General features: G+C 66.6%; 17 protein-coding genes. 9 read left to right on the forward strand and 8 right to left on the reverse strand.

Going from position 1 to position 19,091, the window contains the following annotated elements; translation table 11 throughout:
• Window positions 1–120: 120 nt before the first annotated feature.
• The gene (locus AC5P5M_RS10780) at window positions 121–1,671 is read left to right on the forward strand and encodes a BCCT family transporter (protein WP_495205853.1); all 1,551 of its coding nucleotides are present in this window, start codon (window positions 121–123) and stop codon (window positions 1,669–1,671) included.
• Window positions 1,672–1,692: 21 nt separating this feature from the next.
• Here AC5P5M_RS10780 and AC5P5M_RS10785 read toward each other — a convergent pair whose 3' ends face one another.
• The 4 genes from AC5P5M_RS10785 to AC5P5M_RS10800 form a co-directional block, all read right to left on the reverse strand.
• On the reverse strand, window positions 1,693–2,325 hold the full coding sequence (locus AC5P5M_RS10785; RefSeq protein WP_053520390.1) for an ATPase: 633 nt from the start codon (window positions 2,323–2,325) through the stop codon (window positions 1,693–1,695).
• Window positions 2,325–2,699, reverse strand: coding sequence for a type II toxin-antitoxin system Phd/YefM family antitoxin (locus tag AC5P5M_RS10790; RefSeq protein WP_053520391.1), 375 nt, complete (start codon window positions 2,697–2,699; stop codon window positions 2,325–2,327). Before AC5P5M_RS10790 ends, AC5P5M_RS10785 begins: the two co-directional genes overlap by 1 nt.
• A gap of 307 nt (window positions 2,700–3,006) precedes the next feature.
• On the reverse strand, window positions 3,007–5,760 hold the full coding sequence (gene acnA, locus AC5P5M_RS10795; RefSeq protein WP_053519986.1) for an aconitate hydratase AcnA: 2,754 nt from the start codon (window positions 5,758–5,760) through the stop codon (window positions 3,007–3,009).
• Between the two features lie 172 nt (window positions 5,761–5,932).
• Complete coding sequence (locus tag AC5P5M_RS10800) at window positions 5,933–6,835, reverse strand: LysR family transcriptional regulator (protein WP_053519987.1); 903 nt, start codon at window positions 6,833–6,835, stop codon at window positions 5,933–5,935.
• Window positions 6,836–6,944: 109 nt separating this feature from the next.
• On the opposite strand from AC5P5M_RS10800, the gene AC5P5M_RS10805 reads away from it, so the two are divergent.
• The 8 genes from AC5P5M_RS10805 (at window position 6,945) to acnB (ending at window position 15,755) form a co-directional block, all read left to right on the forward strand.
• Window positions 6,945–8,066 (forward strand): 4-oxalomesaconate tautomerase, encoded by a 1,122-nt coding sequence (locus AC5P5M_RS10805; protein WP_277381788.1) that lies wholly within the window; start codon window positions 6,945–6,947, stop codon window positions 8,064–8,066.
• 77 nt (window positions 8,067–8,143) lie between these two features.
• Window positions 8,144–9,199, forward strand: coding sequence for an ABC transporter substrate-binding protein (locus AC5P5M_RS10810; RefSeq protein WP_053519997.1), 1,056 nt, complete (start codon window positions 8,144–8,146; stop codon window positions 9,197–9,199).
• Between the two features lie 13 nt (window positions 9,200–9,212).
• Window positions 9,213–10,046, forward strand: coding sequence for an ABC transporter ATP-binding protein (locus tag AC5P5M_RS10815; RefSeq protein WP_053519989.1), 834 nt, complete (start codon window positions 9,213–9,215; stop codon window positions 10,044–10,046).
• Window positions 10,030–10,806, forward strand: coding sequence for an ABC transporter permease (locus AC5P5M_RS10820; protein ID WP_053519990.1), 777 nt, complete (start codon window positions 10,030–10,032; stop codon window positions 10,804–10,806). Before AC5P5M_RS10815 ends, AC5P5M_RS10820 begins: the two co-directional genes overlap by 17 nt.
• Window positions 10,807–10,919: 113 nt before the next feature.
• Window positions 10,920–12,356, forward strand: a complete 1,437-nt coding sequence (locus AC5P5M_RS10825) for an OprO/OprP family phosphate-selective porin (protein WP_495205854.1) — start codon at window positions 10,920–10,922, stop codon at window positions 12,354–12,356.
• 126 nt (window positions 12,357–12,482) lie between these two features.
• On the forward strand, window positions 12,483–12,707 hold the full coding sequence (locus AC5P5M_RS10830) for an AbrB/MazE/SpoVT family DNA-binding domain-containing protein (RefSeq protein WP_053519992.1): 225 nt from the start codon (window positions 12,483–12,485) through the stop codon (window positions 12,705–12,707).
• A 6-nt stretch (window positions 12,708–12,713) separates the two neighbouring features.
• The gene (locus AC5P5M_RS10835) at window positions 12,714–13,112 is read left to right on the forward strand and encodes a type II toxin-antitoxin system VapC family toxin (protein ID WP_053519993.1); all 399 of its coding nucleotides are present in this window, start codon (window positions 12,714–12,716) and stop codon (window positions 13,110–13,112) included.
• 51 nt (window positions 13,113–13,163) lie between these two features.
• Window positions 13,164–15,755: a bifunctional aconitate hydratase 2/2-methylisocitrate dehydratase gene (gene acnB, locus AC5P5M_RS10840; protein WP_053519994.1), complete on the forward strand. Its 2,592-nt coding sequence runs from the start codon at window positions 13,164–13,166 to the stop codon at window positions 15,753–15,755.
• A 69-nt stretch (window positions 15,756–15,824) separates the two neighbouring features.
• Here acnB and AC5P5M_RS10845 read toward each other — a convergent pair whose 3' ends face one another.
• The 4 genes from AC5P5M_RS10845 to AC5P5M_RS10860 form a co-directional block, all read right to left on the reverse strand.
• The gene (locus AC5P5M_RS10845) at window positions 15,825–16,901 is read right to left on the reverse strand and encodes a protein-glutamate methylesterase/protein-glutamine glutaminase (RefSeq protein ID WP_111186102.1); all 1,077 of its coding nucleotides are present in this window, start codon (window positions 16,899–16,901) and stop codon (window positions 15,825–15,827) included.
• Window positions 16,898–17,494: a chemoreceptor glutamine deamidase CheD gene (cheD, locus tag AC5P5M_RS10850; RefSeq protein ID WP_053519995.1), complete on the reverse strand. Its 597-nt coding sequence runs from the start codon at window positions 17,492–17,494 to the stop codon at window positions 16,898–16,900. Before cheD ends, AC5P5M_RS10845 begins: the two co-directional genes overlap by 4 nt.
• Window positions 17,491–18,360, reverse strand: a complete 870-nt coding sequence (locus AC5P5M_RS10855; protein WP_053519996.1) for a CheR family methyltransferase — start codon at window positions 18,358–18,360, stop codon at window positions 17,491–17,493. The genes cheD and AC5P5M_RS10855 overlap by 4 nt, the downstream gene beginning before the upstream one ends.
• Before the next feature lie 34 nt (window positions 18,361–18,394).
• Window positions 18,395–19,091, reverse strand: a 697-nt coding sequence (locus AC5P5M_RS10860; protein WP_495205855.1) for a methyl-accepting chemotaxis protein, incomplete at its 5' end; no start/stop codon positions are given.

The following is a 19,091-nucleotide window of genomic DNA, read 5'->3' on the forward strand; positions in this document are numbered from 1 at the left end:
CTTTTTATTGATTGAACGTTCAATCAATAAACCCTAGGATGCGCTCGCGCCCCACGCCATGGGCCCGGTTTCCCGGTCCGGCCCCGCCCATGTGCTCCTTCGGACTGATGAGACGATCCCATGTCTTCCCAGGCTCATCCCAAGCGTTTGCCCCTGCGCTTGAACCGCTTTGTCTTCCTCAGCTCCTCGGTGTCGATCGGCATTCTCGGGCTGCTCACCGTCCTCTATCCCGATGCCAGCGAGCACTGGCTGCAATGGGCGCAGGCCGAAGTCTCGGCTGCGTTCGGCGCGTGGTACATGCTGCTGGTCTTGCTGTGCCTGGGATTCGTGCTGTGGCTGGCGTTCTCGCCCTATGGCCGTATCCGCCTGGGCCACAACGAGGAATCGCCGGCCTTCGGCTACGTCGCGTGGGTGTCGATGCTGTTCTCGGCGGGTATCGGTATCGCATTGCTGTACTACGGTGCCTACGAGCCGCTGGACCATTTCCTCAACCCGCCGGGCCAGCCGGGCGGCACGGTGGCGGCCGGGCGCGAGGCGATGGTGCTGACCTTCCTGCACTGGGGCCTGCATGGCTGGGCGCTGTACGCGCTGGTCGGGGTGGCGCTGGGCTATTTCGCCTATCGCCGCAACCTGCCGCTGGCATTGCGCTCGGCGCTGTATCCGATCTTCGGTGAGCGCATCCATGGCCGCATCGGCGACATGGTCGATGGCTTCGGCATTCTCGCCACGCTGATCTCCATGGTCACCAATCTCGGCATCGGTGCGCTGGTGGTGCAGTCCGGCCTGGTCTATCTGTTCCACATCCCGGACACACCGCAGGTGCTGGTCGCGATCGTGCTGGTGATGATGGTGGTGGCCACCATCGGCGTGGTGGCGGGGGTCGAGAAGGGCATCGCCTGGCTGTCCAACCTCAACGTGCGCCTGTTGTGCGCGCTGTTGCTGTTCGTGCTGGTTACCGGCCCGACCCTGCATCTGTTCGATGGCCTGGTGCAGAACACGGGCGACTATCTCGGCGCATTCGTGCGCAAGAGCTTCGACATGTATCTCAACGATCCGCAGGGCCGCGCCTGGATGGGTTCCTGGACGCTGTTCTACTGGGCGTGGTGGATCGCCTGGGCGCCGTTCGTGGGCCTGTTCGTGGCACGCATCTCGCGCGGCCGCACCATCCGCGAGGTAGTGATGGGCGTGCTGTTGATACCGCTCGGCTTCACGCTGGCGTGGCTGTCGATCTTCGGCAACACCGCCATCGACCTGGTGCTCAACCATGGCCAGGCGGTGCTGGGGCAGGTGGCGCAGCACGATGCAGCGATGACCCTGTTCAAGCTGCTGGAGTACCTGCCCGGCGCACCCTATGTAGCCGGTGCCGCAGTGGTGATCGGTTTCGTACTGTTCCTGACCCCGGTCGATTCGGGCACGCTGATGATCGCCAACCTGTGCACCCGCCGTGTCGACGACGGGGTGGAGGATGGTCACGATGCGCCGATCTGGCTGCGCGTGTTCTGGGCGGTGGGCATCACCGTGGCCAGCATCGGCCTGCTGCTGGCGGGCAACTTCAGCGCGATGCAGACGGCCGTGGTCCTGTGCGGTCTACCGTTCTCGTTCACCCTGGCGTTCTACATGCTGGGCCTGCTGCGCGCATTGCGCACCGATCCGGACGCGCCGCGGCGCTGAGCGCACTGCCGGCCCTTGGCATTACAGGCGCAGGGCGGCTTCCAGCAGAGCTGTCGCCCATGGGGGCGTGCGCTGCAGCTGCTGCAGGTCATCGGCGGCCGGCCATTGCAGGTGGCCGTCCTCCATCTGCAGCAGCAGCTGTGGATCGGGCACGGCCTCGCCCGGCGCGGCGTCGGCGCTGTTGTCGTAGACCTGCAGCTGCGCCAGCACCGGCATCAGCCCGATCAGGTTCTGCTGCGCCAACGGCCAGCGGCGGCGGATGTCGACTTCGGAAATGGGGTGGCCACCGGCCTGCACCCGTGCGCGTACCCGGGCGATGTGCTGCTCCGGGCTGGACAGTCCACAGAACCACATCAGCACGTCATGGGTGCGGCTGGCCTCACGCAGCAGGGCGGTGATCGAGTTGCCCCCCAGCGTGGTCTCGAAGGCATGGTTGCGGGCGTGATCCAGGGCGTCGCGGATACGGTTGACACCCTCCTGCCAGGCTTCGGCATTGGCCTCCATGGGGTCCAGGCCGGCCCGCTCGCGCAGCCCGCGGGCGAACGTATCGGGGTTGAACCATTCCAGGCCGGCTTCGCGCAGCACGTGGCCACCCACCGAACTCTTGCCGGCGCCATTGACGCCGGCAAGCACATACAGGAACGGGCGTGGCATCAGTGGCCCGTGCCCGCCTTGACCTGGCCCTTCAGGCGGGCAGGGCGACGCAGCAGCGCGCGTGCAGCATCACCGGCCTGGGCGTGCTGCAGCACCGCCAGGCGCTGGTCGAAGCCGGCACGCAGATCCGCCAGGGCCGGGTCCTGCCCACGCAGTTCCTCCAGCGAGCTTTCCAGCGCTTCGACCTTGGCCTGCAGCGCACGGTACTGCTCGATGGAAACGATCACCGCCTGCGGTTCGTTGTGATTGGTGACCACCACCATGTGCTGGTCGCGCACTTCCTGCATGACCTTGCGCCAATGTTCCTTCACCGACGAGGCGGTGGTGTGGGTCAGCTCGTTGATCGGGTCGAAGCGGACGGGGGCGTGCAGCATGGCGGTGCTCCAGGGGACCTGTGCGATCACCTTACGCCTGTTTCATGCAAATTGCATGAATGGTGAAAAATATCAAAAATATGACTCATGGGCGATTCGGCCCCGGCGGTGACGCCGGGGCCGGGCTTCCGCCCGCCGGATGCCGCGCGCCGGGTCAGCGGGCAGCCAGCTGACGCAGCACGTACTGCAGCAGGCCGCCGTGGTGGGCGAGGAGGCGCGGTTGCGAACCACCGGTTCGCGCGCCTCCGCAGCGCCCCGGCGGTAACGCCGGGGCCGGGCTTCCGCCCGCTGGATGCCGCCCGCCGGGTCAGCGGGCAGCCAGCTGACGCAGCACGTACTGCAGCAGGCCGCCGTGGCGGAAGTATTCCACTTCCTTCGGTGTCAGCAGCATCACCGACACCTCGAAGCGCTTCTGCGTGCCATCGGCCCGGGTCGCGGTGACCGTGGCGCGCTTGCTCGCACCGTCCTCCAGGCCGGTGATGTCGATGACTTCCGAGCCATCCAGCCCCAGCGACTGCGCGTTCTCACCATTGCGGAACTGCAGCGGCAGCACGCCCATGCCGACCAGGTTGGAGCGGTGGATGCGCTCGAAGCTCTCGGCGATGACCGCCTTCACGCCCAGCAGCAGGGTGCCCTTGGCGGCCCAGTCGCGCGACGAACCGGTGCCGTACTCCTTCCCGGCCAGCACGACCAGCGGCACCTTGTCGGCCTTGTACTTCATCGCCGCGTCGTAGATCGCCAGCTTCTCCGGCTGACCACCGCCGGCCGGGTAGTACAGGGTGTTGCCACCCTCCTCGCCGCCGAACATCAGGTTCTTGATGCGGATGTTGGCGAAGGTGCCGCGGACCATCACGTCATCATTGCCGCGGCGGCTGCCGTAGCTGTTGAAGTCGGCGGGCTGCACGCCCCGGGCCTGCAGGTAGCGCCCCGCGGGCGAATCCTTCTTGATGTTGCCGGCCGGCGAGATATGGTCGGTGGTGATCGAGTCGCCGAACAGACCCATCACACGCGCGCCATGCACGTCGTCGATGCTGCCGGTCTGCATGGTCATGCCATCGAAGTACGGTGGGTTCTTGATGTAGGTGGAGTCATCGCTCCACTCGTACAGATTGCCGTCCGGCGAGGCGATGGTGTTCCAGCGCGTATCGCCCTTGAACACGTCGGCGTAGTTCTGCTTGAACATCTCTGGGCCGATGGTGGCGGCGATGACATCGCCGATTTCCTTGTTGCTCGGCCAGATGTCGCGCAGGTAGACCGGCTGGCCGTCGCTGCCGGTGCCCAGCGGCTGGGTGGTCAGATCGATGTCGGTGGTGCCGGCGATGGCGTAGGCGACCACCAGTGGCGGGCTGGCCAGGTAGTTCATTTTCACTTCGGGATGCACGCGGCCTTCGAAATTACGGTTGCCCGACAGCACGGAGGTCACCACCAGGTCACCGGCGGCGATGCCGGCACTGACCTCGGTCGGCAGCGGGCCGGAGTTGCCGATGCAGGTGGTGCAGCCGTAGCCGACCACGTAGAAGCCGATCTTCTCCAGCTCCTTCAGCACCCCGGCCTTTTCCAGATAGTCGGTGACCACGCGCGAGCCTGGGCCCAGCGAAGTCTTCACCCAGGGCTTGCGATCCAGGCCCTTGGCCGCCGCGTTGCGCGCCAGCAGGCCGGCACCGATCATCACCGCCGGGTTGGACGTGTTGGTACAGGAGGTGATCGCGGCGATGACCACCGCGCCATCCTTCAGGCGGACCTTCCGGCCTTCGATCTCGATGTCGGCGAAGCCCTTGGCCAGCTGTTCGTTGCCGACCGCGGTGCCGCCGCCCTCGTTGAGGAAGGAGGCCACATCGTCGCTGCGCTTGTCGCGGTTGCTGGTCAGGCCGACCAGCGCTTCGCGGTAGTTCTTCTGCACGTCTTCCAGCAGCACGCGGTCCTGCGGGCGCTTCGGTCCGGCCAGCGACGGCTTCACCGTGCCCATGTCCAGCTCCAGCGTGGTGCTGTACTGGGCATGGGGGCTGTCCGGTTCGTGCCACAGGCCCTGCGCCTTGGCGTAGGCCTCGACCAGTTCGATCTGTTCTTCGCTGCGACCGGACAGGCGCAGGTAGTTCAGTGATTCGGCGTCGATCGGGAAGATGCCGCAGGTGGCGCCGTATTCCGGTGCCATGTTGCCGATCGTGGCGCGGTCGGCCAGTGGCAGGTGCTGCAGGCCATCGCCATAGAATTCGACGAACTTGCCGACCACGCCCAGCTTGCGCAGCATCTGGGTGACGGTCAGCACCAGGTCGGTGGCGGTGGCGCCCTCAGGCAGCCGGCCGGTGAGCTTGAAGCCGACCACCTGCGGGATCAGCATCGACGACGGCTGGCCCAGCATGGCCGCTTCGGCTTCGATGCCGCCCACGCCCCAGCCAAGCACGCCGATGCCGTTGATCATCGTGGTGTGGCTGTCGGTACCGAACACGGTGTCCGGGTAGGCCACGGCCCTGCCATCCTTGTCCGCGGTCATCACCACGCGGGCCAGGTTCTCCAGGTTCACCTGGTGGACGATGCCGGTGTTGGGCGGCACCACCTTGAAGTTGTCGAACGCCTTCTGGCCCCAGCGCAGGAACCCGTAGCGTTCCTGGTTGCGCTGGAATTCGATCTTGCCATTGAGATCGAGCGCGTCCGGCTTGCCGAACACATCGACCTGTACCGAATGGTCGATCACCAGTTCCGAAGGGATCTGCGGGTTGATCTGTTCCGGCTTGCCGCCCAGCTTGACCACCGCATCGCGCATGGCGGCCAGATCGACGACACACGGTACGCCGGTGAAGTCCTGCAGGACCACGCGCGCGGGCATGAAGGCGATTTCGGTGTCCGGCTCGGCCGCCGGGCTCCAGCGGGCAACGGCCTCGATGTGCTCCTTGCCGACGGTGACGCCGCCGTCTTCGTGCCGGAGCAGATTCTCCAGCAGGATCTTCATCGAGTAGGGAAGGTGGGAGATGTCGAAGCGCTGGCCCAGTGTGGGCAGGCTGAAGTAGTCGTAGGTCTTGCCGCCGACGTCCAGCTGGCTGCGGGTGGAGAACGAATCGCTCATGCGGGATGACTCCTTCTTGCGGATGGCTTGCAGTGGCCCGTGCATGGACGGACCTGCTTGCGTATGCCGGGGCTCTCCGCCACCGGATCCCCGCCAGTATGGCGGAGCCGGCGCGGCCGGGAACGTCCTCGGCGCAGGACGCAAGGTTACATGGCTGTATGTAGTGCCGATGTCACGGCTTGCCCCGCCACTGGCTCATCAGCATCTGCAGGAAGCGTTCGGCCGTGGGCGAGAGCAGGGCACCACGGCGGCGCACGATGCCGATGGTGCGCGAGACCACCGGATTGCCGATCGGCCGGGTCACCAGGATGGGATGGTCGCCGTCCGGGGTCGCCATCTTCGGCAGCACCGACACGCCGATCCCGGCCTCGACCATGCCCAGGGAGGTGGACAGGTGGGTCACTTCGTAATGCCAGCTCAGCTTCAGGTTCTCACGGGCGAGGGCGCCATCGAGCAGGGTCCGGTTGCCACTGGTGCGATGCACGGTGATCAGCTGGTGCTGGGCAAGATCGGCCCATTCCACGCGGCGCTTGCGGGCCAGCGGATGATCGCGGCGGCAGGCCAGCACGAACGGGTCCTCGGCCAGTACATCGAAATCCAGGTTGGGATCGTTGGCACCCATGAAATTGATGCCGAACTCCACTTCGCCGCGTTCCACTGCCTGCAACCCCTCGGTGGCGGGAATGTCGAGGATGCGGAAGCGGACGTGCGGATGCGCGTCGTGGAAGCGTGCCATGACACTGGGCAGGAAGTAGAACGCCGCGGTGGGCAGGCAGGCGATGGTGACCGTGGCGCCGCGCGTGTCGTCGTGCCCGCGCAGCGAGAACAGCGAACCATCGAATTCCTCCAGCATGCGCCGTACCAGCGGCAGCAGGTTCTCGCCGACCGCGGTGGTGCTGACGCTGCGGGTGGTGCGTTCGAGCAGCGGTGAGCCGACGGCCTGCTCCAGCTTCTGGATCCGGCGGCTGAGCGCGGGCTGCGAGACGTGCAGGGTTTCGGCGGCGCGATGGAAGCTGCGCGTCTCGGCGACGAGCAGGAACGCGCGCAGATCGAGGATTTCGCAATTGATGCTCATACGGTATCAATCATCCAAAAATCAGCAATTCACAGATCAATCCGGCTCATGCCAGTATCGAATCACAGAGGGGTCATTCATCCCCTATACGCATCAATCTAGCACACGTATGTCGAACGATCTGCTCAGTATCCCCTGCGTCCTCATGCGTGGCGGCACGTCCAAGGGGCCGTTCTTCCTGGCCTCGGACCTGCCGGCCGACGCCGGCCTGCGCGACCAGCTGCTGCTGGAGGTGATGGGCTCGGGCCATCCGCTGCAGATCGATGGCATCGGCGGTGGCAATGCGCTGACCAGCAAGGTGGCGATCGTCAGCCCCGCCAGCCGCGCCGATGCCGATGTCGACTATCTGTTCGCGCAGGTCCGTGTCGAGCAGCGGGTGGTGGATACCACCCCCAACTGCGGCAACATGCTGGCGGCGGTCGGTCCCTTCGCGATCGAACGCGGACTGGTTCCTGCGCGCCACCCGCGCACCGAAGTGCGCATCCACAACGTCAACACCGGCAAGCTGATCGTGGCCACGGTGGAAACCCCGAACGGCCAGGTGGCCTACCGGGGCGACACGCGTATCGCGGGCGCGCCTGGCGCTGCCGCGCCGGTCCGCCTGGCCTTCCTAGATGCGGCCGGTGCACGTACCGGCCGGCTGCTGCCCAGTGGGCGGCCGCAGGATATGATCGACGGCATCGCCGTCAGCCTGGTGGATTGCGCGATGCCGATGATGATGGTGCGCGCGACCGATATGGGTGTCCGCGGTGACGCCTCGCCGGCGGAACTGAACGCGGATCATGCGCTGCTGGCGCGGTTGGAAGCGATGCGCATCGAGGCGGGTACGCGCATGGGCATCGCAGACGCGGGCAGCAAGGTGATTCCCAAGCCAGTGCTGCTTTCCGCACCGCAGCAGGGCGGCGACCTGCAGGTGCGCTACTTCATGCCCCACCAATGCCACACCGCGCTTGCCATTACCGGCGCGGTCGGTCTGGCCACCGCCGCAGTCACGCCCGGCACCCTGGCCAACACTTTCGTCGGATGCCTGCCGATGCCGGGCAGCATTACCCTCGAACATCCGAGCGGCCTGCTGGAAGTGGGCCTGAGCCGCAGCTCGGACGATGCGCCGGTCGTTGCCAGCGTGGTCCGTACCGCGCGCCGCCTGTTCGAAGGGCGCGTGTTCGCGACTTCGCCTGCCACTGCCGAAACCCATTCCACCGAAGCCCGCCAATGGACCTCAGCGGCATGACCTGAAACCGGTCGGGGCCGCGCAGATGCGCGTGGCCAGGCCACTACAACGCAGATGCTTCACTCCTGGGAGGGATGATGTACAAGCAGTTCTTCATGGCCGCGCTGTGCGCGGCGAGCCTGGCCGTGTCCGGTTGCGGCAAAGACGATGCCAGCGGGGCCTCGGCGCCCGGCGGCGACAATGCGCCGGTGCGGATCAGCGTCGGTTCCTACAACCTCAACAACCTGCCGTTCTTCATCGCCGACGCCAAGGGCTACTTCAAGGACGTCGGCCTGCAGGTGAAGACCGAGAACTTCGCGCAGGGCGGCTCCAAGGTGCTGCAGGCCCTGGTCGCCAATTCGACCGACGTGGCGGTCGGCTTCTACGACCACACCATCCAGATGCAGGCCAAGCACAAGGACGTGGTCGGCTTCGTGCTGCTGTCACGCAATTCGGGCCTGGTGATGGCCGGCCGCGAGGATGCCAGCTTCGATCCGGCGCGCCCGCAGACCATCAAGGGCCAGAAGATCGGCATTACCGCCCCGGGTTCGTCATCGGACTTCTTCGTGCGCCACTTCCTGGCCCAGCACGACATCCCGGTGGACAGCATCTCGCTGATCGGCGTGGGTTCTGGTGCGGCGGCGGTGGCGGCGCTCGAGCAGGGCAAGATCGACCTGCTGGTCAACTACGATCCGGCCGCGACCCTGATCACCGAGCGCAAGGTCGGCAGGATCATCATTGATGCGCGCAGCGACGAGGGGGCACGCCAGGTGTACGGCGGTCTCTATCCCACCTCGGTGATGTACGCCAACCGCAGCTTCCTGGAAGCACGTCCCGAAGCAGCCGAGAAGATCGCCCGCGCCGAGCAGATGGCATTGAAGTTCATCGCCGACAACAGCGCCGAGGACATCGTCGCTGCGCTGCCGGACAGCTACGTCTCCGGCGACCGCGCCACCTACGCGCGCGCCGTGGAGAACGCCCGCGCCATCTTCACCACCGATGGCCACTTCACGCCCGCGGACCTGGAAACGCCGTTGAAGGTGCTGCGCGAGTTCAACAAGGACGTGGCCAACGCGGACATTGACCTGTCCCGGACCTACACCAATGCCTTCGTCGAGCGCGCCAGCGCCGCGACGCAGGCAACCCAACCGTAAGCGGAGATAACCCATGGCCCTCAATGCCACCGTGCGCCAGTTCAATGGCGCACCGCAGTTGGAGCCCGCACAGACCATGGTCGCCATCAACAAGGTGACCATGTCCTTCGGTGACTTCACCGCCGTGCGCGATGTCGATATCCAGGTCGGTGATGGCGAGTTCCTCGCCATCGTCGGTCCCACCGGGTGCGGCAAGAGCACCATCCTCAATTCCGTGGCGGGCCTGCTCAAGCCCAGCGCCGGTGACGTGAGCATCGACGGACGCGCCGTCAATGGCGTGCAGGCGTCCGTCGGCTACCTGTTCCAGCAGGACGCGCTGCTGCCGTGGAAGACCGCCTTCCAGAACGTGGAACTGGGCCTGAAGTTCCGCGGCGTCGATGAAGCCGAGCGCCGGCAGAAGGTCACCACCTGGTTGGCCAAGGTCGGCTTGACTGGCTTCGAGCACCGCTATCCGCACCAGCTCTCCGGCGGCCAGCGCAAGCGCGTGCAGATGGCACAGGCACTGATCGTGGAGCCCAAGGTGATCCTGATGGACGAGCCGTTCTCGGCATTGGACATCCACACCCGCCATCTGATGCAGAACGAACTGCTGCGCCTGTGGCAGGAAGACCGTCGCTCGGTGATCCTGATCACCCACGACCTGGAAGAGGCCATCGCGCTGGGCGACCGCGTGGTGGTGCTGTCCTCGGGTCCGTCAAGCCGCGTGGTGCGCAGCTTCGATGTGGACCTGGAACGCCCCCGCAACGTTGCCGAGATCAAGCTCGACGAACGTTTTACCGACCTGTACCGCGACATCTGGGCCTGCCTGCGCGGCGAAGTGGAGAAGAGCTATGCACGCCAGGACTGACCGTTTCATCCAGATCGCACTGGTCATCGCCGTGTTCGGTGGCTGGGAGGGCGGCATCGCGCTGGGCTGGATTGACCCGTTCTTCTTCCCCGCGCCCACGGCCATCGCCCAGCAGGCGTGGAACTGGTTGTCGGATACCTCGTTCTACCAGCACGTGTACATCACCCTGACCGAAACCGCGCTGGGCTACCTCATCGGTACCGGGCTGGGCGTTGCAGGCGGTGTGTGGCTGGGCCTGAGCCGGCGCTCGGCGCGCATCCTCGATCCCTTCATCAAGGGCTTCAATGCCATCCCGCGCGTGGTGCTGGCGCCGATCTTCGTGCTGTGGCTGGGCCTGGGTCTGTGGTCGAAGGTAGCACTGGCGGTGACGCTGGTGTTCTTCACTACGTTCTTCAATGCCATGCAGGGCGTGCGCGAAGTGAACCCGGTGGTGCTGGCCAATGCCCGCATTCTCGGTGCCAGCCGCAGTGACCTGCTGCGTCACGTGTACTTCCCGGCGGCGGCGAGCTGGATCCTGTCCTCGCTGCGCACCTCGGTGGGCTTTGCGGTGGTCGGCGCGATCATCGGCGAATATCTGGGTGCCTCGGCGGGCCTGGGTTACCTGATCGCGCAGGCAGAAGGCAACTTCAATGCCGTGGGCGTGTTCGCCGGCATCATCATCCTGGCCGCCTTCGTGCTGGTCATCGATGCACTGCTCGACGTGGTCGAGAACAAGCTCATCACCTGGCGTCCAAACGCCCAGGCCCAGGCCACCAGCTGAGCCTGCCTGGCGCGCCGCTGGAATGATCCGGCGGCGCGCCCTTCCGTAATTCCCCCGCATCATCGCAACGGGCCAGCGCCAGGCCAGGGGGCCGGCTGGCTGGAGAGAACACCATGCATAGCCATCCCGTGCTGCCGCGCGCAGCGCTGACGGTCGCCCTTGGCCTGCTGCTGGCCAGCGGCCATGCCGGAGCACAGGCCGCCACAGCCCCACCGGCCCCGCTGAGCCAGGCCGAACTTGCCGCGCTGGTGCAGCAGCAGGCGCAGCAGATCCAGCAACTGCAGTCGCGACTGGATGCGCTGGAAGGCGTCGGTACGACCGCCGGCAACGCGGCGGCTGCCCCTCCTGCGTCTGCCCTGGAAACCCGTGTTGTGGCGCTGGAAACCCAGCAGTCCAAGGCGCCGAAGGTGTCGTGGTCGAAGGGCGCGCCGGAATTCAGCAGCGCTGACGGCAACATGATCTTCCGCCCACGCGGTCGTCTGTTCGTGGACGGCTCCAGCACCGACGGCTCGTCCAGCAGCGACCGCAACATCTCCGGTACCGAGATCCGTTCGGTGCGCCTGGGCGCGGAGGGCCGCTACGGCACGCTCGGCTGGGTGGTGGAGGGCGACTTCGCTGACAACGAGGTGGCGTGGAAGTCGGTGTATGCCACCGTGGACCACAGGCTGTTCGGCCTGCCTGCCGACCTCACCGTGGGCAACCGCCTCAACGACCGCGGCATCGATGGCTCCAGCAGCACCTCCAACACGCCGTTCCCGGACCGCAACGTGGTGGGCACGCTGATGCTGCCGCAGCGGGGGCTGTTCGGCGTCGGCCTCACCGAGCGCGTGTACGGAAAGGGCTGGCACGCCAGCCTGTCAGTGGCCGGCAACGACCTCAACAATGCCGGTGACAACAACGACAGCCGGACCTGGGCCACCCGCGTTCACTGGAACCCGATCGACAGCAAGGCCGCGACCGTGCATCTGGGAGCGTGGGCGTTCCACGAAGAGATCGCCGCAGGCTCCTCGGGCGTGCTGCGCAGCTCCGCCATTGCCGGCCACTTCAACGACCTGGTCAAGATCACGCCGGGCACGCTGGTCGGTACCGATCGCAGCACCGCCTACGGTGTGGAGGCGGCGGGCTTCTTTGGCCAGGGCTGGGCCACGGGCGAGTGGGGTACGCGCAACCTGCGCGGTGCCGATGCCAGCGGCCGTTACGACCTCGATCACCAGGCCTGGGCCATTTCCGCCGGCTGGTTCCTTGGCGGGGCCAGCCCGGCGTACTCGGGCAAGACCGGCACCTGGGGCCGGGTCAAGGTGGCCGATCCGGTCACCCGTGGCGGGCGGGGCGCATGGGAGCTGCGTGCGCGCTACGAAGACGTGGACTACTCGGAACTGCCGACCGGCGGCACCGGACATGCGTGGACGGTGGGTGCCAACTGGTATCTCAACGACTACAGCCGGGTGATGCTCGACGTGATCCGCTGGCAGACCGACAACCCCACCGGTGCGGTGCGCGGCAAGGACGAGGGCACGACGGTCAATACCCGGCTGCAGGTTGCGTTCTGAGTGAAGGCATCAAGCTGAACGGACAATGCCGGCCACGTGCCGGCATTGTCGTAAGGGGGGGGGGGGCGGCTGGCGGTATGACGCCTTGAGTATGTATAATTCGTACATACCGAAGAGGGCCTACCCATGGAAGCCACTGTCGCCGAACGCGGTCAGATCACCCTGCCCAAGGCTGTGCGTGACGCCCTGGGCCTGACCAAGGGCACCCAGCTCAAGGTCGAACTGGACGGCAGCCGCATCATTCTGCGCAAAAGTGTCGACGACGCGATTTCACGGGCGCGCGGCAAGTTCGCGCTGGACGGCTTTGATTCCGCCGACGCCGCCGTACGCGCGGTGCGCGACGAGGACTAAGCCGTGATGATCGCCGTCGATTCCCCTGTGCTGGTCGAACTGCTGAGCAATGGCCCGCAGGCCGACGCCGTCGAGGCCTGCCTGCGGCAGAGCCTGGTCGGCGGCAAGGTGGTGGTGTGCGGGGCGACCCTGGCCGAAGTCTGCGCCAGCCTGCGTGGCGGGGCCGAGGTGCTGGAAGCGCTGGAAGAGATGGGCGTCCACTTCAACGCGCTGGAAGCCAAATCGGCATTGCGCGCCGGCGAGATGCATCGCCGCCACCGCCAGCGTGGTACCCAGCGCCGCAGCCTGGACGACTTCATGGTGGGGGCCCATGCACTGCTGCAGTGCGACGGGCTCATCACCTGGAACGACACGTTTTACCGCGACTACTTCAAGGGCCTGAAGCTGATCGTGCCGCACGCCTGAGCCCGTTGCATTCCTTTCACTGTTCCATAACCGCATTACCCGGGAGTTGTCATGTTGGAAGCCTATCGCCACCACGTAGCCGAGCGCGCCGCGCTTGGCATCCCGCCGCTGCCGCTGACCGCCCAGCAGACGGCAGACGTCATTGAACTGTTGAAGAACCCGCCGGCGGGCGAGGCCGAGTTCCTGCTCGACCTGCTGACCCACCGTGTGCCGGCCGGCGTGGACGACGCCGCCAAGGTCAAGGCCTCGTACCTGGCCGCGATCGCGCTGGGCAGCGAGCAGAATCCGCTGATCAGCCGCGAGCGCGCCACCGAACTGCTGGGCACCATGCTGGGCGGTTACAACGTGGCCCCGCTGGTGCAGCTGCTGGACGACGCCAGCGTCGGCACCATCGCCGCCGACGGCCTGAAGAACACCCTGCTGGTGTTCGATGCGTTCCACGACGTGCAGGACAAGGCCAAGGCCGGCAATGCCAATGCCCAGGCCGTGCTGCAGAGCTGGGCCGACGCCGAGTGGTTCACCAGCAAGCCGGAGGTGCCGCAGAGCCTGACCATCACCGTGTTCAAGGTGCCGGGCGAAACCAACACCGACGACCTGTCGCCGGCGCCGGACGCCACCACCCGTCCTGACATTCCGATGCACGCCCTGGCGATGCTGAAGAACAAGCGCGATGACGCGCCGTTCACTCCGGAAGAAGACGGCAAGCGCGGTCCGATCCAGCAGATCCTGTCGCTGAAGGAAAAGGGTCACCTGGTGGCCTACGTCGGCGACGTGGTCGGCACCGGCTCTTCGCGCAAGTCGGCGACCAACAGCGTGCTGTGGTGGACCGGCGACGACATCCCCTACATCCCCAACAAGCGCGCCGGTGGCGTGTGCCTGGGCGGCAAGATTGCCCCGATCTTCTACAACACCATGGAAGATGCCGGCGCGCTGCCGATCGAGCTGGATGTCTCGAAGATGGAGCACGGCGACGTTGTCGAGCTGCGTCCGTATGACGGCAAGGCACTGAAGAACGGCGAAGTGATCGCCGAGTTCGAAGTGAAGTCCGAAGTGCTGTTCGACGAAGTGCGTGCCGGCGGCCGGATTCCGCTGATCGTCGGCCGTGGCCTGACCGGCAAGGCGCGCGAAGCGCTGGGCCTGGCCCCGACCACCCTGTTCCGCCTGCCGGTGCAGCCGGCCGACACCGGCAAGGGCTTCTCGCTGGCACAGAAGATGGTCGGCCGCGCCTGCGGTCTGCCGGAAGGCCAGGGCATGCGCCCGGGTACCTACTGCGAACCGAAGATGACCTCGGTGGGCTCGCAGGACACCACCGGTCCGATGACCCGTGACGAGCTGAAGGATCTGGCCTGCCTGGGCTTCTCGGCCGACCTGGTCATGCAGTCGTTCTGCCACACCGCCGCGTACCCGAAGCCGGTGGACGTGAAGACCCACCACACGCTGCCGGAGTTCATCTCCACCCGCGGTGGCATCTCGCTGCGTCCGGGCGACGGCGTGATCCACAGCTGGCTCAACCGCATGCTGCTGCCCGACACCGTCGGCACCGGCGGCGACTCGCACACCCGTTTCCCGGTGGGCATTTCGTTCCCGGCCGGCTCGGGCCTGGTGGCCTTCGCCGCCGCCACCGGCGTGATGCCGCTGGACATGCCGGAATCGGTGCTGGTGCGCTTCAAGGGCCAGATGCAGCCGGGCGTGACCCTGCGTGACCTGGTCAACGCGATTCCGCTGTACGCGATCAAGTCGGGCCTGCTGACGGTTGCCAAGGCTGGCAAGAAGAACATCTTCTCCGGCCGCATCCTGGAAATCGAAGGCCTGCCGGAGCTGAAGGTCGAGCAGGCGTTCGAGCTCTCCGACGCCTCGGCCGAGCGCTCCGCCGCCGGTTGCTCGGTGCGCCTGAACAAGGAACCGATCATCGAGTACCTGACCAGCAACATCACCCTGCTGAAGTGGATGATTGCCGAGGGTTACCAGGATCCGCGTTCGCTGCAGCGTCGCATCGAGAAGATGGAAGCCTGGCTGGCCAACCCGCAGCTGCTGGAGCCGGATGCGGACGCCGAGTACGCTGCGGTCATCGAGATCGACCTGGCCGACATCCACGAGCCGATCGTGGCCTGCCCGAACGATCCGGACGACGTGAAGACCCTGTCCGAAGTGGCCGGCGCCAAGATCGACGAAGTGTTCATCGGTTCGTGCATGACCAACATCGGTCACTTCCGTGCGGCCGCGAAGCTGCTGGAAGGCAAGCGCGACCTGCCGACCCGTCTGTGGGTGGCCCCGCCGACCAAGATGGACGCCTCCGAGCTGACCAAGGAAGGCGTTTACGGCACCTTCGGTGCGACCGGCGCGCGCATGGAAATGCCGGGCTGCTCGCTGTGCATGGGCAACCAGGCCCAGATCCGCGAAGGCTCCACCGCGATGTCGACCTCGACCCGCAACTTCCCGAACCGTCTGGGCCGCAACACCAACGTGTACCTGGGTTCGGCCGAGCTGGCCGCGATCTGCTCGCGTCTGGGCCGCATCCCGACCAAGGAAGAGTACATGGCCGACGTCGGCGTGATCGCCGCCAGCGGCAGCGAGATCTACCGCTACATGAACTTCGACCAGATCGAGGAGTACCAGGACGTGGCCAATACGGTCGCCGCCTGATGCGTTGAAACGAAAACCCCCGGCGAAAGCCGGGGGTTTTTTCATGCACTGCGGAGCGTGCGTTCGTCGCTACTGCCCGCGGGCGAGGGCGAGCAGGCGCTCGGCGATCCGTTCCAGCGGCACCTGTTCCTCGGCCGCGCCGAGCTTGAACGCGGCGCCGGGCATGCCCCAGACCACACTGGTGGCTTCATCCTGCACCAGCGTCGGAGCGCCTGCCTGGCGCATTTCCAGCAGGCCGCGCGCGCCGTCATCGCCCATGCCGGTGAGAATGGCGCCGATGGCATTGCCCCCGGCACTCTGGGCCACCGAACGGAACAGCACATCGACCGCAGGCTTGTGCCGGTTCACGGCTGGGCCGTCATCGACGCGGCAACGCCAGCGCGCACCATCGCGGATGATCCGCAGGTGCCTGCCGCCCGGCGGCAGATAGGCATGGCCGGGCAGCACGGCTTCGCCGTCGCTGGCCTCGCGCACGGCCATGGCCGAATGCCGGTCCAGGCGTTCGGCGAAGGCGCTGCTGAAGCTGGCCGGCAGGTGCTGGGTCATCACCACCGCCGGTGCATCGGCGGGCAGGCCTTCCAGCACCACGCGCAGGGCTTCGGTGCCACCGGCTGACGAACCGATCGCGATCAGGCGGTCGGTGGTGCGGAACTGTGGTGCCACCGGGCGCGATGCCGGTGCCGCATCCAGGGTGAGTTTCGGTGCCGCAGCCCGCAGCAGCGGCCGCACCCGCGAGCGTGCGGCCATCTTCACTTTGCCGATGATTTCTTCGGCATAGCCCTGCAGTCCGCGCGCCACATCGAGCTTCGGCTTGGAAACGAAATCCACGGCACCCAGTGCCAGCGCCTGCAGGGTCGTGTCGGCCCCGCGCTCGGTCAGCGAAGAGATCATAACCACCGGCAAGGGATGCAGGCGCATCAGGTTTTCCAGGAAGGCCAGCCCGTCCATGCGCGGCATCTCCACGTCCAGGGTGATCACGTCCGGAGCGAGGCGCTTGATCTTCTCGCGTGCCAGCAGCGGATCGGCGGCGGTGCCGACCACGTCGATGGCCGGATCGCTGGAGAGGATTTCGGTCAGCATCTGCCGCACGACGGCGGAGTCGTCCACGATCAGGACCCGGCAGGGGGCGTTGCCGGTCAGGGTCATTCGAACAGCTCCACGCCACCGGTGACCGGGGCCCTGGACAGACGGGCACGCACTGCCGATTCGGTGGCGGCCACTTCCGCTTCGTGGGCATGTGGCAGGCGCTGCACGACCACGCGCCCGGTATCGGCAAAGAACCAGATCTTGCGTGGATGGATGCCGCACAGATCTTCGGCGATGATCGGAATGTGCTCGGCCTGCAGGTACTGGCGCACGAACTCGGCGTTGCGGGTTCCTACTGGATTGCTGGTGAAACCCTTGAGCACGTTGGCGCCGCCGAACACCTTGGCTTCCAGGCGCTTGCGGTGCGCGCCGCGCTTGAGCATGTCGTTGATGAGAAGCTCCATCGCATAGCTGCCGTAGCGTGCAGGCGCGCCGTCACCGGCATTGCCTTCCGGCAGCAGGAAATGGTTCATGCCGCCTATCTTCAGCACCGGATCGCGCAGACACGCAGCCACGCAGGAGCCCAGCGTGGTGGTCAGCGCAGTGGTGTCGTCGACCACCAGGTACTGGGTCGGCAACAGCTTGGCGGCGAGGGTCTGGAAGCGCGCGTCCTGGTAGCGCATCACCTCGTCGGTGCGGAGCGAGGCGTTCATGCCCCGGCCCCCTGCGCGCGGCGGTACAGGGTGCGGCCACAGGGCTGGATCAGATCGGCCGCGTGCAGGTAGTTCTCCGAGTGGCCGGTGTAGAGCAGCCCGTCATCGGTGAGATGCTGCACCAGCCGGCCAAGGATGGCGCGTTGGGTCGGCTTGTCGAAATAGATCATCACGTTGCGGCAGAACAGCGCATCGAACGGGCCGCCAACGTCGTAGCGCGGGGCAAGAAGATTCAGCGGGCGGAACTCGATCAGTTCGCGCAGTGCGGGCAGCACCCGGCACTGGCCCTCGTTGGGGCCACTGCCACGCTGGAAATACCGTCGGCGGAGCTCCGGATCGAGGCTGGCGACGCGGTCGATGGCGTACACGCCACGGCCTGCGGTGGCCAGGACCTGTGTGTCGACATCGGTGGCGATGATGCGGACCGGCGGCTTCAGGCTGCCGAACGCCTCGCACGCGGTGATCGCCATGGAGTAGGGTTCCTCGCCGGTGGACGCGGCGCAGGACCACAGCAGCAGCGGGGCGTGGCCGGAGCGCTGCCGCAGTTCCTCGCGCAGCTTGTCGAAATGGTGGGGCTCACGGAAAAAGGAGGTGAGGTTGGTGGTCAGGGCGTTGGTGAACGCCTGCCATTCGTCACCGCCCTCCTGTTCCAGATGGTCGAGGTACTGCTGGAAGCTGCGCATGCCGAGTGTGCGCAGGCGACGCGACAGGCGGCCATAGACCATGTCGCGCTTGGCGGGCGCGAGGGCGATGCCCACCCGCTGGTAGATCAGGTCGCAGACACGGCGGAAATCGCGGTCGGCGAACTCGAACTCGCGCGGACCGGTGACGATGGGGCTGGGACTATGCACGGGGGACGTGTCCATCGGCGTGGGCGGTGGCCGCAGCCACCGCGGGTTCTCAGAATTCCTGCCAGTCGCTGGCGACGACGGGGGGAGTGTGGGCGCGGCGGACCGGCGCGGCCGGCGCATGCGCGCGTGCCGTGTTGGCGGTCACCGTTGGTTCCACCCGTGCGGCCACCGCCTTCACTGCGGCGGCCACTTGGTTGTCGAGGCGGAAGATCGCCACGGCATCGGCCAGCTGCGCGGCCTGCTCCTCCATCGCCCGTGCAGCGGCGGTGGCTTCCTCCACCAGCGCGGCGTTCTGCTGTGTGGTCTCGTCCATCTGCACCACGGTCTGGTTGACCTGCTCGATGCCGGCGCTCTGTTCCTGCGAGGCCGCGGAAATCTCGGCCATGATGTCGGTTACGCGCTGCACCGAGGCAACGATCTCGCCCATGGTGGCGCCGGCCTTGTGCACCAGCGCAGAACCATCGGCGACCTTGCCCACCGAGTCGTCGATCAGGCCCTTGATCTCCTTGGCGGCGGCGGCCGAGCGCTGGGCGAGGGTGCGCACTTCGCTGGCGACCACCGCAAAGCCGCGGCCCTGCTCACCGGCACGGGCGGCCTCGACCGCGGCGTTGAGGGCCAGGATGTTGGTCTGGAAGGCGATGCCGTCGATGACGCTGATGATCTCGGCGATCTTCTTCGAGGAGGCTTCGATGGCGGACATGGTGGTGACCACCTGGCCGACCACTTCGCCGCCCTGGGAGGCGACG

This window comes from Stenotrophomonas sp. YJH_SMC_106-19, assembly GCF_059368375.1.